The sequence below is a fragment of the Mesorhizobium sp. M0051 genome (assembly GCF_040323235.1).
In the GTDB taxonomy this organism is placed as follows: Bacteria; Pseudomonadota; Alphaproteobacteria; order Rhizobiales; family Rhizobiaceae; genus Mesorhizobium.
In genome coordinates this window covers 63,308-75,522 of sequence record NZ_JAMYUT010000014.1, presented here as the reverse complement: position 1 = coordinate 75,522, position 12,215 = coordinate 63,308, and the positions used below count along the sequence as shown (strand labels likewise).

At 63.9% G+C, this 12,215-nt stretch carries 13 protein-coding genes; 4 read left to right on the top strand and 9 right to left on the bottom strand.

The window, feature by feature from the left end; all coding sequences use genetic code 11:
* Position 1: 1 nt before the first annotated feature.
* The 3 genes from NKJ90_RS16385 to ftsE all read right to left on the bottom strand — a co-directional run bounded on the left by NKJ90_RS16385 (position 2) and on the right by ftsE (position 2,461).
* On the bottom strand, positions 2 to 727 hold the full coding sequence (locus NKJ90_RS16385) for a YdcF family protein (RefSeq protein ID WP_023757236.1): 726 nt from the start codon (positions 725 to 727) through the stop codon (positions 2 to 4).
* 86 nt (positions 728 to 813) lie between these two features.
* Entirely contained in the window at positions 814 to 1,809 is a 996-nt protein-coding gene (locus tag NKJ90_RS16380; protein WP_023757235.1) for a cell division protein FtsX, read from the bottom strand.
* Positions 1,802 to 2,461, bottom strand: a complete 660-nt coding sequence (gene ftsE / locus NKJ90_RS16375) for a cell division ATP-binding protein FtsE (RefSeq protein ID WP_023757234.1) — start codon at positions 2,459 to 2,461, stop codon at positions 1,802 to 1,804. Before ftsE ends, NKJ90_RS16380 begins: the two co-directional genes overlap by 8 nt.
* A gap of 192 nt (positions 2,462 to 2,653) precedes the next feature.
* Between ftsE and NKJ90_RS16370 the strand changes: the two genes are divergently transcribed.
* The 3 genes from NKJ90_RS16370 (at position 2,654) to NKJ90_RS16360 (ending at position 4,308) form a co-directional block, all read left to right on the top strand.
* Positions 2,654 to 3,298, top strand: coding sequence for a cadherin-like beta sandwich domain-containing protein (locus NKJ90_RS16370; RefSeq protein ID WP_023757233.1), 645 nt, complete (start codon positions 2,654 to 2,656; stop codon positions 3,296 to 3,298).
* A 20-nt stretch (positions 3,299 to 3,318) separates the two neighbouring features.
* On the top strand, positions 3,319 to 3,861 hold the full coding sequence (hpt, locus tag NKJ90_RS16365; RefSeq protein ID WP_023757232.1) for a hypoxanthine phosphoribosyltransferase: 543 nt from the start codon (positions 3,319 to 3,321) through the stop codon (positions 3,859 to 3,861).
* A 75-nt stretch (positions 3,862 to 3,936) separates the two neighbouring features.
* Entirely contained in the window at positions 3,937 to 4,308 is a 372-nt protein-coding gene (locus NKJ90_RS16360) for a response regulator (RefSeq protein ID WP_023757231.1), read from the top strand.
* Here the strand turns inward: NKJ90_RS16360 and NKJ90_RS16355 are convergent, their stop codons facing one another.
* A complete protein-coding gene (locus NKJ90_RS16355; RefSeq protein WP_023757230.1) occupies positions 4,309 to 5,256 on the bottom strand; it encodes a DMT family transporter in 948 nt (315 codons plus the stop codon).
* Positions 5,257 to 5,477: 221 nt separating this feature from the next.
* Here NKJ90_RS16355 and NKJ90_RS16350 point away from each other — a divergent pair, with 221 nt between their 5' ends.
* Positions 5,478 to 6,359 carry a LysR family transcriptional regulator gene (locus NKJ90_RS16350; RefSeq protein ID WP_023757229.1) on the top strand — a complete coding sequence of 294 codons (882 nt, stop codon included), beginning with the start codon at positions 5,478 to 5,480 and terminating at the stop codon, positions 6,357 to 6,359.
* Here NKJ90_RS16350 and NKJ90_RS16345 read toward each other — a convergent pair.
* The 5 genes from NKJ90_RS16345 to NKJ90_RS16325 all read right to left on the bottom strand — a co-directional run bounded on the left by NKJ90_RS16345 (position 6,338) and on the right by NKJ90_RS16325 (position 12,152).
* The gene (locus NKJ90_RS16345; RefSeq protein WP_023757228.1) at positions 6,338 to 6,709 is read right to left on the bottom strand and encodes a glyoxalase superfamily protein; all 372 of its coding nucleotides are present in this window, start codon (positions 6,707 to 6,709) and stop codon (positions 6,338 to 6,340) included. The two genes, NKJ90_RS16350 and NKJ90_RS16345, sit on opposite strands and share 22 nt — an antisense overlap.
* 113 nt (positions 6,710 to 6,822) lie before the next feature.
* On the bottom strand, positions 6,823 to 9,414 hold the full coding sequence (locus NKJ90_RS16340; protein WP_023757227.1) for a TIGR02302 family protein: 2,592 nt from the start codon (positions 9,412 to 9,414) through the stop codon (positions 6,823 to 6,825).
* 189 nt (positions 9,415 to 9,603) lie between these two features.
* Positions 9,604 to 10,566 (bottom strand): threonine/serine dehydratase, encoded by a 963-nt coding sequence (locus NKJ90_RS16335; RefSeq protein ID WP_023757226.1) that lies wholly within the window; start codon positions 10,564 to 10,566, stop codon positions 9,604 to 9,606.
* Positions 10,567 to 10,606: 40 nt separating this feature from the next.
* Entirely contained in the window at positions 10,607 to 11,875 is a 1,269-nt protein-coding gene (gene lysA, locus NKJ90_RS16330) for a diaminopimelate decarboxylase (RefSeq protein ID WP_352486356.1), read from the bottom strand.
* A gap of 70 nt (positions 11,876 to 11,945) precedes the next feature.
* On the bottom strand, positions 11,946 to 12,152 hold the full coding sequence (locus tag NKJ90_RS16325) for a hypothetical protein (protein WP_023757225.1): 207 nt from the start codon (positions 12,150 to 12,152) through the stop codon (positions 11,946 to 11,948).
* Positions 12,153 to 12,215: the final 63 nt, after the last annotated feature.

The window sequence follows — 12,215 nt, the reverse complement described above, 5'->3', positions numbered from 1 at the left end:
TTCAGCCGCCGGCTGCGGTTTCGGCCAGCGCGATGCCGTTGGGCGTCGGCTTGACCGGGACGATGCCACGCGCCAGCGCCAGCAAATATTTGTTGTACTCGGTGAACAGCACGCGCAATGCCCGCGGCTTGGTCAGCCAGCCGCCATTGTCGAGGTTGGAATTGACCACCGGATAGGGCTCAAGCTTGGCGCCATGCAGCAGCCGGCCCATTTCCAGCAGACTGCGCGGCATATGATAATTGTTGGTGACGAGGATCACTGTGCCATAGGCATGGCTCTCGACCCATTTGGCGCTTTCCTCGGCATTGCCGATCGTATCGAGCGCGGCACGGTCGATGTCGACGCAGCAGGAGAACAGCCTGACGTCGCCACCGGTCGCCGCCTGCAACTGGCGACGGCTGGCGGAAGGATGCACACCGCTGATCAGCAGCCGCTCGCCCTTGCCTGACGCCAGCAGGTCCATGGCCGCATCGAGGCGGGATTGGCCGCCGGTCAGGACGATGATCGCATCAGCCTTGGCTGGATTGGCAGGCGTCGTCAGGTGGCTGACCTTGTTTGCGAACCAGCCGAAGCCGCCGGCAAACAATGTCGCGAGAACGAGCAAGGAGAGAGCGGATATACGCAACGCAGCCTTTAGACGGCTCATCGTGCGGCGGTCATGCGAACGGGCAACCACCACTGGCATCTGTCCAGCCGTACCGGTCGTATCCCGTGCGTCCATCGCCATATGGTTAATCCTGAAATGCGGACTTGGGTAGGTAAAAGACGCACTTTGCGTTACGCGAATTCTCCATTCGTGATCATCTTGCCTCGTCAGCCTGCATCCGGTTGGCGAACATCGATGTCGCTGAGATAGGCGACTACGGTGGCGTGCGAGGTTGCCGCCGTCAGCCCGCCGATCACCAGCACCATCAAGACGACACCGAGATACCCAGCCGAGCCGATAGCGAAATTGCCGAACAGGGCGGTTGCCTGGTCGGCCTGCGGCGTTGCCATGTTGCGCGACGACCACCAGGAAAAGACGATGAAGACGAGTACCGCCGCGGCACCGCCGGCCGCCGCTCCCTTCATGCCAGTGACCAGGAAATGCCGGCGGAATTCGCGTGCGATGAAGCGTGCCTCGGCACCGACGAAATGCAGCACCTCGATGATGTGGCCATTGCCGGCCATGGCGCCGCGTGTTGCGAACACCACGGTCAGCACCGTCGCCGACAGCATCAACGCCAGCACGGCGATGCCGATGGTCACCGTGGTGCGGGCCATGGCAACCAGCCGGTCGACCCAAGTGCGGTGATCGTCGAGCGAGGCACTCGGCAGTTTCGGCGTGATCGCGGCGCGCATCGCGGCGAAATCGGGTGGGCTGCTTTCGTCGATGGTGACGATGATCAGGCGCGGCACCGGCAATTCGTCGATGTTGAGGCCTGAACCCAGCCACGGTTCCAACAGCCTAGCGGTCGCCTCGCGATCGATGATCCGGGTTGCCTTGACGCCGGGAAACTCGCCGGCGATCTGTGAGGCCCGGGCAAGGGCTGCCTCCATGTCGAGGCCGTCGACCGGCTTGATCTGGATCGTCGCCTCGCGCGAAATCTGGTTCTCCCAGACGGACGCGGTGTCGCGCACAAGCGTCACCGCGCCGAAGGTCAGGCAGGACAGGAATGTCATGATGGCGATGACCAGCACCAGCGCCCGGCCGGCGATGTTCTGCGCCGGCACGATCGGTGCCATCCTGCGCTGGGTGCGGGGCCCTGCCTTCGCCGCCTCGGCGTCCTGGTCTCGTTCCACAAGATGTTCGGCGGACAGTTCAGTCATAGATGTCCAGCCTTCCGCCGGCCAGGATCATGCGACGCGCGTCGACCTGTTCCATCAAGCCGAGATCGTGGGTAGCGATCACCACGGCGGTCCCGAGACGATTGAGCTCGATGAACAGACGCAGCAGGCGTCGCGCCAGCGGCGGATCGACATTGCCTGTCGGTTCGTCGGCCAGCAGGATCTCCGGCTGCTCGATCAGTGCTCGCGCGATCGCGGCGCGCTGCTTCTCGCCGCCGGACAGAACCGGCGGCAACACATGCATGCGTTCGCCCAGCCCAACCCACTTCAACAGCTCGGTGACATCGGTGCGGTAGCTTGCTTCCTCGCGCCCGCGCACGCGCAGCGGCAGCGCGACGTTCTCGTAGGTGGTCATGTGATCGAGTAGGCGAAAGTCCTGGAACACGACGCCGATGCGCCGCCGCAGATGCGGCAGTTCGGAGCGCGAGATACGTGACCGGTCCTTGCCGAAGATGGTGATCAGCCCGCGCGTCGGCTTCAGCGACATGAACAGCAGGCGCAGCAACGTCGTCTTGCCGGCGCCCGAAGGCCCACTCAGGAACTGGAAGGAGCGCTCCGGAATGTGCAGGGAGATGTCGCGGAGGATTTCCGGACCCATGCCATAACGGAGGCCGACATTTTCGAAGCGAATCAATTTCGGCGACCTGAAATTCGGCACGGCGGCGAGCCGGCCTGTTCTGGGTAAAGACCATCGGCCGGCATGGTTAACCGGCGGTTAATTCCTGGGCTCTTTCGGCTCGTCACGAGGGCTCCGGTGGGGAAGCGTTAACCATTTGTGTTTACGCAAAAGAAACGAAAAGCGAACACGTGCTGCAATGCTGGGGCCATGATGGCTGACGATCGAACCGCGCGCCCGGTTTCCGGCGAAATCATGACCGATCCGGCGGCAATTGCCGCTAAGGACCGGTTCATGCGTGGTCCCGCTGCCGACGTCGTCGATGCCGATTATGTGGTGATGCCGCGTCTTGTCCCCGCCGTGGAAAGCGTTTCGCCGCTGCCGCGTGCGATCGTCACACCGGCCATCGAGGGCATGGACATGCTGCGCAAGCCCGAGGCCCCGGCGGAACGGCCGCCGGCCTCGCGCGGCGGACCGATCTTCTGGATCGCCGGCGTCGGCGCCGCGTTGGCCGCTTTCTGGGTCTCCGGCGGGCATGCGCTGGTGCGCCAGGCGTCGTTCCTGTCCAGCGCGCAGCCCTCGGCGCTCAGCATTTCAGGCGTCACCTCACGCGTCGACGCGTCGGGCCCGAACCCAGCGCTGTTCGTCGATGGCGAGGCCGTCAATGATGGCGCGAAACCGGTGCAACTGCCGCCGCTCGAAATTCGGGTGACGAGCAATGACGGGCGCACAACCCGCTATACGTTGGGGACATCCGGCCGCTCGCTGGCGTCGGGCGAAAGATTCGGCTTTGCCAGCCGGCTCGACGTGCCTAAGTACGGCGTAAGAGCCGTCTTAGTCACTTTCGCTCAATAGGCGACTACCGAGGAACACCAATGCCAATCGTACGCGGCAAGGACATCGAAGTCCTGTTTTCAGCATCGGCGATCGCCCGGCGCAACCTCGAACTCGCCAAGGAGATCGCCGGCCACGACTATCACGATCTGCTGGTGATCTCGGTGCTGAAGGGCTCGTTCATCTTCGCCGCCGATCTCATCCGTGCCATGCACGATGTCGGCTTGTCGCCGGAGGTCGAGTTCATCTTCATCTCCAGCTACGGCGCGGGCACCACCAGCGGCGAGGTGAGGGTGCTGCGCGACATCGACAACGAGGTCACCGGCCGCGACGTGCTGTTGATCGACGACATTCTCGAATCGGGCAAGACGCTAAGCTTCACCCGCGACCTGATGCTGTCGAGGGGCGCAAAAAGTTGTTCCATCGCCGTGCTGCTCGACAAGCGCATGCGTCGACAGACCGCACTCAACGCTGACTATGTCGGCTTCGACTGTCCCGACTATTTCGTCGTCGGCTACGGTATGGATGTCGCGCACGCTTTTCGCGAACTGCCTTTTGTCGGCGTCGTGAAAGGCGATGTCTGAGCGACTTCCAAAAAGATCCGCCGACCGTGGCCGCTTTCAGGAAAAGTCAACTTTTCGCGGCCAAATATGCCGGCCATGGCAAAGCTTCTGATCGTTGAGGACGATGAGTCCGTCCGCACCCTGGCCGCCCGCGCGCTTGAACGCGCAGGGCATGCGATCGAGGTCGCGGCGGACGGCGCGCAAGGGCTTTCACTGATCCAGGCCGCAAAAGGCGGCTACGATCTCGTCGTCTCCGACATCCGCATGCCGGAGATGGACGGCATCGAGATGGCGATTGCGGCGTCGGCCCTTTTTCCGTCAATGAAGATCATGCTGATGACTGGCTATGCCGACCAACGCGAGCGCGCCGAGGAGTTGGACGGCGTTATCCTCGATGTCGTGCAGAAGCCCTTTACGCTGGCCGAAATCCGCTCGCGGGTCGAACGGGCACTGATCTGCTTCGCCTGATCAGGCTGGATCGGCAGCAGTGAGCACGGGTGGAGCGCTCTTGCGCCGTTCGGTGTTGAGGGCCAGCAGGCCGGCGCCGATGATGAGGGCTGCGCCAATGACGGTCGTCGACCGCGGGACCTCGGCGAAGAACAGGAAACCCCACAGCGGCGACCACAGGATGCCGGTATATTCGAAGGTGGCAACGCGGTTGGCCGGCGCCATCCGATAGGCCTGCGACAGCAGGATCATGCCGGCGGAGGCGACGATACCGCAGGCCGCCATCTTGAGAAAATCCGGCAGTGTCGGCCACAGCCAGGGCCGCACCAGGAATTCCACGCTGGGGTGGACGGCATGGGTGATGCCGGCAAGGTGGAACACGCCGGCAACGACAGCGGCGCCAACCAGATAGGCGCCGTTCTGATAGAAGGCCATGACGGTCGACGATTCGGTGTCGCCGATCTTGCGGGCCATGAGTTGCGAGAAGCCATAGAGCGCCGCCGAGCCCAGCGACAGGAGTGCTGCCATGTCGAACAGTCCGGTGCCGGGGCGCAGCATCACGAGCACGCCAAGCAACCCGATCAACACGGTCGCCAGCGTCTGCCACGAGACGCGCTCGCCGAGATACGGCCCGGCCAGCGCCATGATGAACAGCGGCGCCATGAAATAGAGCGCCACCGCATCGGCCAGCGGCAGAGCGGCGATTGCCAGATAGTAGACCGTATAGGAGGTGAACTGGATGAAGGCGCGCATGGTCAGCATGCCGAATCGCTTCGACAGGATCGCCCGCAGGCCGACATCGGCATGGACCAGAACAATCAGGATCGGCAGAGCGACGATCGAGCGGATCGCCATCACTTCGGTCACCGGATAGCCGCTCGATACGGCTTTGACGAGCGGGTCCTGCAGCGAGAAGACCAGCACGCCCAGGCACAGGCTCAGGATGCCGCGCACCATCCGATTCTGCATCTGCATCCAAGCTCCTGCGTATACGATCCGAAGCTGTCGCTTGCGGGTAAAAAGAACCCGCCACCGTTTCGGGCAGCGGGCACGAGTGAGGACTCTTGATTGGTCCGCGGCTGATTTCGCAGCCGCATATCCAATGGGTGAGGCCACTATCATCCTGGGTTTGACATGTTGCAAACGAATTGAAATGATACCAGCGATCAAATTTCCTTATGGCTGATTTCATGCGACCGACCCTCGACAGCGACCTCCTGCGCACCTTCGTGGCAATTGCGGAGGCGGGCAATTTCACCAGGGCAGCGGAGCAGGCCGGCCGCACTCAGTCTGCGGTATCGATGCAGATGAAGAAGCTCGAAGAGCTGATCGGCGACAGCTTGTTCGAGCGCGGTTCGCGCGGCGTCGCGCTGACGCGGCGCGGCGGCGAACTCATCGTCAATGCCCGCCGCATCGTCTCGCTGCTCGATGAGACGGCGGCTTCGATGGCGGCGGCGCCGCTTGGCGGGCCGGTGCGCATCGGCATTCCGGAGGAGTATGGCCACGCTATCCTGTCGCGCGCGCTCGGTGCGTTTTCGAAGCGTCACACGCAGGTCGAGGTCACGGTGCGCTATGCGCATTCAGGGGCACAGATAGCGGCGCTCGCCGCCGGAGAACTCGATCTGTGCGTAGTGTTCGAATGGCAGGATCCTGCCGGCGGCGAAGTGCTGATGCACGATCCGACCGTGTGGGTGACATCGACCCTGCACCATATGCATGAGGAGCAGCCTGTGCCGATCGCGCTCTACAACCGGGCCGGCTGGTGCAAGGACTTCGCCATCAAGTCACTGGAGCAGCGCAATCTTGCCTATCGTGTCGCCTATACCAGCGACACCACTGGCGGCCTCAAGCTCGCCGTCACCTCCGGACTGGCGATCGCGCCGATTTCGCGCAGCAACATCCCAAGCGGCTGTCGCGAACTGACGGCCGCGGACGGGTTCGGCGACATCGATTCCTCGAATGTGGTGATGCACCGCAACCCCAATGCCTCAGGTGAGGCGATCGACGGCATGCAGGAGGCAATCCGCGAAGCGTTCGTCAACAGGCAGGATCAACCCGCGGCATCCTCGTAGAAATGCAGGCGGTTGCCGAATGGGTCGGCGACCGATACCTCACGGGTCTTCCATGGCGTCTCTTCCAGGCCCGGCCTGGCGAAGCGGTATTTTTTGCCGATCAGTTCGCGATGCAGTGCGGTGATGTCCTCGACCTTGATGCGCATGGCAATGCCGGGTGCACCGTCGCCGTGATGTTCGCTGAGATGCAGGACGCAGCCGTCGCGGCCGACCGCCATGTAGAGCGGTGCGTCGTCTTCGAAGCGATGTTCCCACTGCACCTCGAAACCGAGGAAGCCGACATAGAATTCACGCGCCTTGGCAATATCGAAGATGCGCAGGATGGGGGTGACGGCGCCAAGTTTGGGCATGGTGGTGCAACCGTTCGAGAGGGTCTTCAGGTGGGGTGGAGGCGGGGCGGCAATCCCTATGTCTTGTCGCAATTCCGGACGGAAAACCGCTTCACACCTTTCTTGAAATTGCTCTATTTCAACTCCAGCAGCCGTTCCAGATAACTGCGTTCGATGTCGGGGCTCAGCGCGTTGCCGAGCCGCTTGCGGATCGCTTCCAGAATCTGACGGGCACGCTGCACGTCGATCTCGTCGGGCACCTTCACCGAATCGCCGAAGTCGGGACCCTGGCTGGCGCGCGGCCGGCCGAGCGGATCACGATCGGCGTTCTGCTGGCGACCGCCTTTCTCGCTGCCGCCCTGGTCGCCTTGCATGGCTTGCATCTGCTTCATCATGTCCTTGGCGCCCCTGCGCAGCGCTTCCAGCGCCCGGCCCTGATGGCCGACGGCCGCATCGCCTTCGCCCTCGCCGAGCGCCTGTTCGGCATTGCCCATCGACTTGCCGGCCTCGCCAAATCCTTCGTTGGGCTGCATGCCCATGCCTTCAAGGCCCTTCTTCAGCTGCTCGAGGTCGCTTTTCAGCTGGCCCTGACCTTGCTGCAACTGCTTCAGCGCATCTGCGAATTCCTGCGGTGTCATCGGCTTCGGCTGGCCGCCCTCGTTCGGCTTGCCGTTTTCGCCGGATTGACCTTGTTGCTCGTCCTGGCCGAGCTGTTCGTCGCGGTTCTGTCCGCGCTGGCGTTCGCCGCGCTGCATCTGGTCCATGCGGAAGGTATCGTTCATCATCTCCTGCTGGCGGCGCAGGATATCGCCGAGCTTGTCCATCTGCTGGCGCATCTCGCTGTCCTGCTGGCCGCCTTGCTGCTGCCGGCCGGCCTGCAGATTGTTCATCATGTCCTGAAGTTGCGACAGCAATTCCTGCGCCTTGTCGCGGTCGCCCGACTTCGCCAGATTCTCGATCTGGTCCATCATGCGGTCGATATCGCTCTGGCGCAGTTCCTGCCCGTTCTGCTGCATTTGCGGGGCGTTGGGATTCTGCTTGGCGCGCTCCGCGAATTCCTGCAGGAACTGGTTCATCGCCTCGCGCAGTTCCTTCATCGCCTTTTCGATTTCAGCGTCGCTGGCACCATTCTTGATGGCGTCCTGCAGTGCCTGCTGCGCCTGGCGCAGCCGCTTTTCCGCGGCCGAGAGGTTGCCTTCCTCGATGCCGAGCGCAATTTCCCAGAGATAGGAGACCTCGTTGCGCAATTGATCGTCGCTGTCGGCCATCTTCAACCGGCTGCGGGCGCTCATGATGGCGAGATAGTGGGACATGTTGTCGAATGTGTCTTCCGGCCGCAGCGTGATGGCGTCCATCAGGTCGAGCACGCGCGGCTTGGTATTGGCGTCGAGCGCGAGCAGGCGGCGCTGCTCGATCACGGCCCGTGCCAGCGGATTGGCGAATGGCCGTTCCGGCATCGGCAGCGTCTTGGTTTCGCTCGATGCAGTGTGGCCGGCGTCGTCGGTGGCAACCAGCGTCAGCTTTATGCTGCTGCCGGCCCAGACATGTTCCGTCAGGTCCTTGGAGGTCCTGGCGGCATTCGACTTGCCGCCGCGGCGCGGCAGCGAAAGCGGCATTTCGGGCGGACCATAGAGCGGATGGGCATTCGGTGCCTGTTGATCGGCAAGCGCGAAAACCGCCTTGGCGGTGGCGGCGCCATAGTCGTCGTCGATCTGGTAGTTGAGTTCGAAGGCGCCGTTGGCGGCGCGCTTCGGCTCGCCGACGAAGCGGATCTGCGGCGGCTTGTCGGCTATGACCGCAAAGGCCCAGCGGCCGAGCTGATCCTCGCCCGATGTCAGCGTCAGCGTGCCGTCACCGGTCAGCTTGCCGGTGAACTGGCGTATCTTGGACGGCGTTGCCGGGCTTGCCGCCGGCTTGGCCGTGGCGGCGGCCTGCGGGCCGGCCGGGTCGATGGCGCGGGAATTGCCACTCTTGTCGGCGTAGGCAAGCGTTTCCTCGCCCGAACCGCCGGTCACGCGCAACGAAACATCGCTGCCTTCGGGAATGGTGAAGGTCGGGGTCGCCTGGTTGGCGTCGGCCGTCAGGAAGATCGGCGGCTTGCCGGTGTAGGCCGGTGGCGTCACCCAGGCGTCGATGCGCGGCGGCACGGCATCATGTGCGCCATGGGCTTTGAACCCGTCGCTGATCCTGCCGCCCGTCGGCCCGAAGGAGAAGGCGAAGGCGGTAACGAGCAAAAGTGCTGCCACCGCGCGCAGCCCCCAAGGGTCGCGTTCCGGCACGCGCGTGCGCGGCAGGTCGGCGCCGAGGCTGTCAAGCTTTCCGGCCATGCGCTTCTGGTGCTCGCGCCAGAGCGCCTGCGAGAAGCTGCTTTCCCTGCCGCTAGGCCGGTCGGTCTGCACCAGCACGGGGCTGTGCAGCAATTGATTGGCCGCCTCGATGCGGCGGTCGATTTCGGCGGCACCAGGGATGCGCAAGAAACGCAGCGGGTAGAGCGCGGCCAGTGCCGCGATCGCGAAGGCGGCGACAAGGCCGATGCGCGCCATATCCGGCAGCCGGGTGAAGATACCGAGCCATGAGGCGCTGAGGAACAGGCTGGCGACGATGACGAGCGGAAGCAGCAACGGCCAGCCACGCTCGACCATCATCGAGACCCGCGTCGCCAGCCGGCTCAAGGCGAGGCGCCCGGCCAGGCCGCGGTTGCCGTTGAAGGTGGGTCGTTGCGTCATCGGCCCTTCCTCCTATTTCATCCCGAAAGAACCGGGATGGGACTCTGTCTCCTGCATGATCTGTCCGGAAACCGGATTCCCTTTTGGGGTCATGCTGTGGGCGGGCAGGATAGCCCAAGCCTCACGACTCGAAGAATACCAGCAAACACGGCAAAGGCGAGGCAGTTTGCGAAAACGTGAAGGCCGCCGTTATAGTTCCACCGGTTGCAGCCAGAAAGTTGCGGGGTTGGCATTTGCCCCGCAGACCAGCACCGCGACGCGTTCGCCCGGCACCGGCGCATAGCGGCCGGACAGGATCGCGGCAAAGGCGGCGGCGCCACCCGGCTCGGAGATGATGCGCACCCGGTTCCACAGCGCCTTTTGCGCGGCGATGATGTCGTCGTCGCTGACCAGGATCGAGCGTTCGACAAAGGCCTCGGCGATCGGGAACATCATCTCGCCGACACGCTTTGGCGCCAGCGAATCGGCGGCGATGCCCTCTGCTGGCGCATCGACGGGGTGCCCGGCTTCAAACGCCCGGTAAAGCGTCGGCGCCCCTTCCGGCTCGACGGCGACGATGCGGATGCGGCCGGCAAACCAGGCAGCGATGCCGCCGATCAAGCCGCCGCCGCCGACAGCGACCAGCAGCGTGTCGATGTCGGGCAAATCGCCCTCGATTTCCAGCCCGAGCGTGCCCTGGCCGATCAGCGTCTCCTGTTGGTTGAAGGCATGGATCTGCAAGGCGCCGGTTTCCTCGGCGAAGCGTTCGCTGGCGGCCAGTGCCTCGGCATAGCGGGCGCCGCCGACAATCAGATCGGCGCCGTAGGAGCGGATCCGCTCCAGTTTGGCCGGCGGACTCACTTCTGGAACGAAGATGGTCGCCTTGTGGCCAAGCCGCATGGCGGCATAGGCGACGGCAGCACCATGGTTGCCGCCCGACGCGGCGACGACACCGGCCTCGGGAACCGGCCGTTCCAGGAGATTGGTGAAGGCGCCGCGTGCCTTGAACGAGCCGGAGTGCTGCAGGCATTCGAGCTTCAGGTCGATCGTCAGCGGCGGCCGGTCGAAGTCGGCCATGTCGACGCGCAGCACCGGTGTGCGCCTGATATAGGGGCGGATGCGCGGTTCCATCGCGGCAATGCGCTCGCGTGTGACGGTGTTGCCGTTCGCCATGATCTGCTCCCTGTGACGGGTAAGTATGTTTCCGACACCTCTATGCGAGCCAATCGGGCACGGAATCCAGCCCGATCAGGTCGTCATAGGTCAGGCGCGGACGCACGACGTGGAAGCGGTCGCTATCAACCAGCACCTCCGGCACCAGCAGGCGAGTGTTATAGGTGCCGGCCTGCACCGCGCCATAGGCGCCTGCGGTGAAGACGGCAATCAGGTCGCCGGCCTTCAGCCTGGGCAGATCGCGGTCGAGGCCGATATAGTCGCCGGTCTCGCAGACCGGGCCGACCACGTCGGCCATCATGCGCGGCGCGTCGGCAGGCGGCTGGACGACCGGACGGATGTCGTGGAAAGCATCGTAGAGCGTCGGCCGGATGAGATCGTTCATGGCGGCGTCGACGACCAGGAAGTTCTTGGCGTCGCCCTCCTTCACGAAGATCACTTCCGAGACGAGGATGCCGGCATTGCCTGATATCAGCCGGCCCGGCTCGAACATCACCTTCAGCCCGAGCTTGGTGACATGCTTCCTGACGATCTGGGCATAGGCATCGGGGAGGGGCGGCGGGTTGTTGTCGACGCGGTAGGGAATGCCGAGGCCGCCGCCGAGATCGATATGCTCGATGGCATGGCCGTCAGTGCGCAGCGCGCCGACCAGATCGACAAGCAGGGCGAAGGCGTCGTCGAAAGGCTGCAGCTCCGTGATCTGGCTGCCGATATGGGTGTCGATGCCGGTGATCTTGATGCCGGGAAGCTTTGCCGCGCGGGCGTAGACTTGACGCGCCCGCTGCCACGGAATGCCGAACTTGTTCTCGGCCTTGCCGGTGGAAATCTTCTTGTGGGTCTTGGCGTCGACATCGGGATTGATGCGCAGCGAGATCGACGCCACCTTGCCAAGCGCCACGGCTCGGGCCGATAGCAGCTCGAGTTCAGGCTCGGATTCGACGTTGAAGCACAGGATGCCGGCGGCAAGGGCAAAGTCCATTTCGCGCGCGGTCTTGCCGACGCCCGAAAACAGGATCTTGCCGGCCGGGATGCCGGCGGCCAGCGCCCGGCGCAATTCACCTTCCGAAACCACGTCGGCGCCGGCGCCGAGCTTCGCCAGCGTCCGCAGAACGGCCTGGTTGGAATTGGCCTTCATGGCATAGCAGACCAGCGCGTCGAGCCCGGCAAAGGCCTGCGCGAACACCCGGTAGTGCCTGGTCAAGGTGGCCGTCGAATAGCAGTAGAACGGCGTGCCGACCTGTGCGGCGATATCGGGGATCGCCACGTCCTCGGCATTCAGCACGCCGTCGCGGTAGTCGAAATGGTTCACGAGAGTGGTTCCGGGAAGTTGGAGCGCGATGAGATCGGGTTTAGAAAGACCAACCCCAGCCTCATCGGTTCTAGATCAGCGGGTCGAGGATGAACTTCTTGTCCACGACCGGTTTTTCCGGCTCCGGCGGCACAGGCTGATGGGCCTTGGAGGCATCCTTGCGCGCTTGCACGGCTGCCTCATAGGGCGTGTCGAGACCGGCCCTCCTGCCGCAGGCCGAAACGGCCGCCATCGCCACCAGAAGCGCGAGCGTCACCAAAATCCTGCTTCCGGTCATCGATCCATCCGTCTGAAACTTTTGCCAGCCGCCGCTTTTAGCCGAGTTCTCGGCGTATTGCAC

What these genes read in the sequence shown, in the direction of transcription:
- NKJ90_RS16340 (WP_023757227.1), bottom strand. Translation starts at nt 9,414, where the DNA reads ATGACGCAACGACCCACCTTCAACGGCAACCGCGGCCTGGCCGGGCGC.
- NKJ90_RS16350 (WP_023757229.1), top strand. Translation starts at nt 5,478, where the DNA reads ATGCGACCGACCCTCGACAGCGACCTCCTGCGCACCTTCGTGGCAATT.
- NKJ90_RS16385 (WP_023757236.1), bottom strand. Translation starts at nt 727, where the DNA reads ATGGCGATGGACGCACGGGATACGACCGGTACGGCTGGACAGATGCCA.
- hpt (WP_023757232.1), top strand. Translation starts at nt 3,319, where the DNA reads ATGCCAATCGTACGCGGCAAGGACATCGAAGTCCTGTTTTCAGCATCG.
- NKJ90_RS16345 (WP_023757228.1), bottom strand. Translation starts at nt 6,709, where the DNA reads ATGCCCAAACTTGGCGCCGTCACCCCCATCCTGCGCATCTTCGATATT.
- NKJ90_RS16370 (WP_023757233.1), top strand. Translation starts at nt 2,654, where the DNA reads ATGATGGCTGACGATCGAACCGCGCGCCCGGTTTCCGGCGAAATCATG.
- NKJ90_RS16380 (WP_023757235.1), bottom strand. Translation starts at nt 1,809, where the DNA reads ATGACTGAACTGTCCGCCGAACATCTTGTGGAACGAGACCAGGACGCC.
- NKJ90_RS16355 (WP_023757230.1), bottom strand. Translation starts at nt 5,256, where the DNA reads ATGCAGAATCGGATGGTGCGCGGCATCCTGAGCCTGTGCCTGGGCGTG.
- NKJ90_RS16360 (WP_023757231.1), top strand. Translation starts at nt 3,937, where the DNA reads ATGGCAAAGCTTCTGATCGTTGAGGACGATGAGTCCGTCCGCACCCTG.
- NKJ90_RS16325 (WP_023757225.1), bottom strand. Translation starts at nt 12,152, where the DNA reads ATGACCGGAAGCAGGATTTTGGTGACGCTCGCGCTTCTGGTGGCGATG.
- NKJ90_RS16335 (WP_023757226.1), bottom strand. Translation starts at nt 10,566, where the DNA reads ATGGCGAACGGCAACACCGTCACACGCGAGCGCATTGCCGCGATGGAA.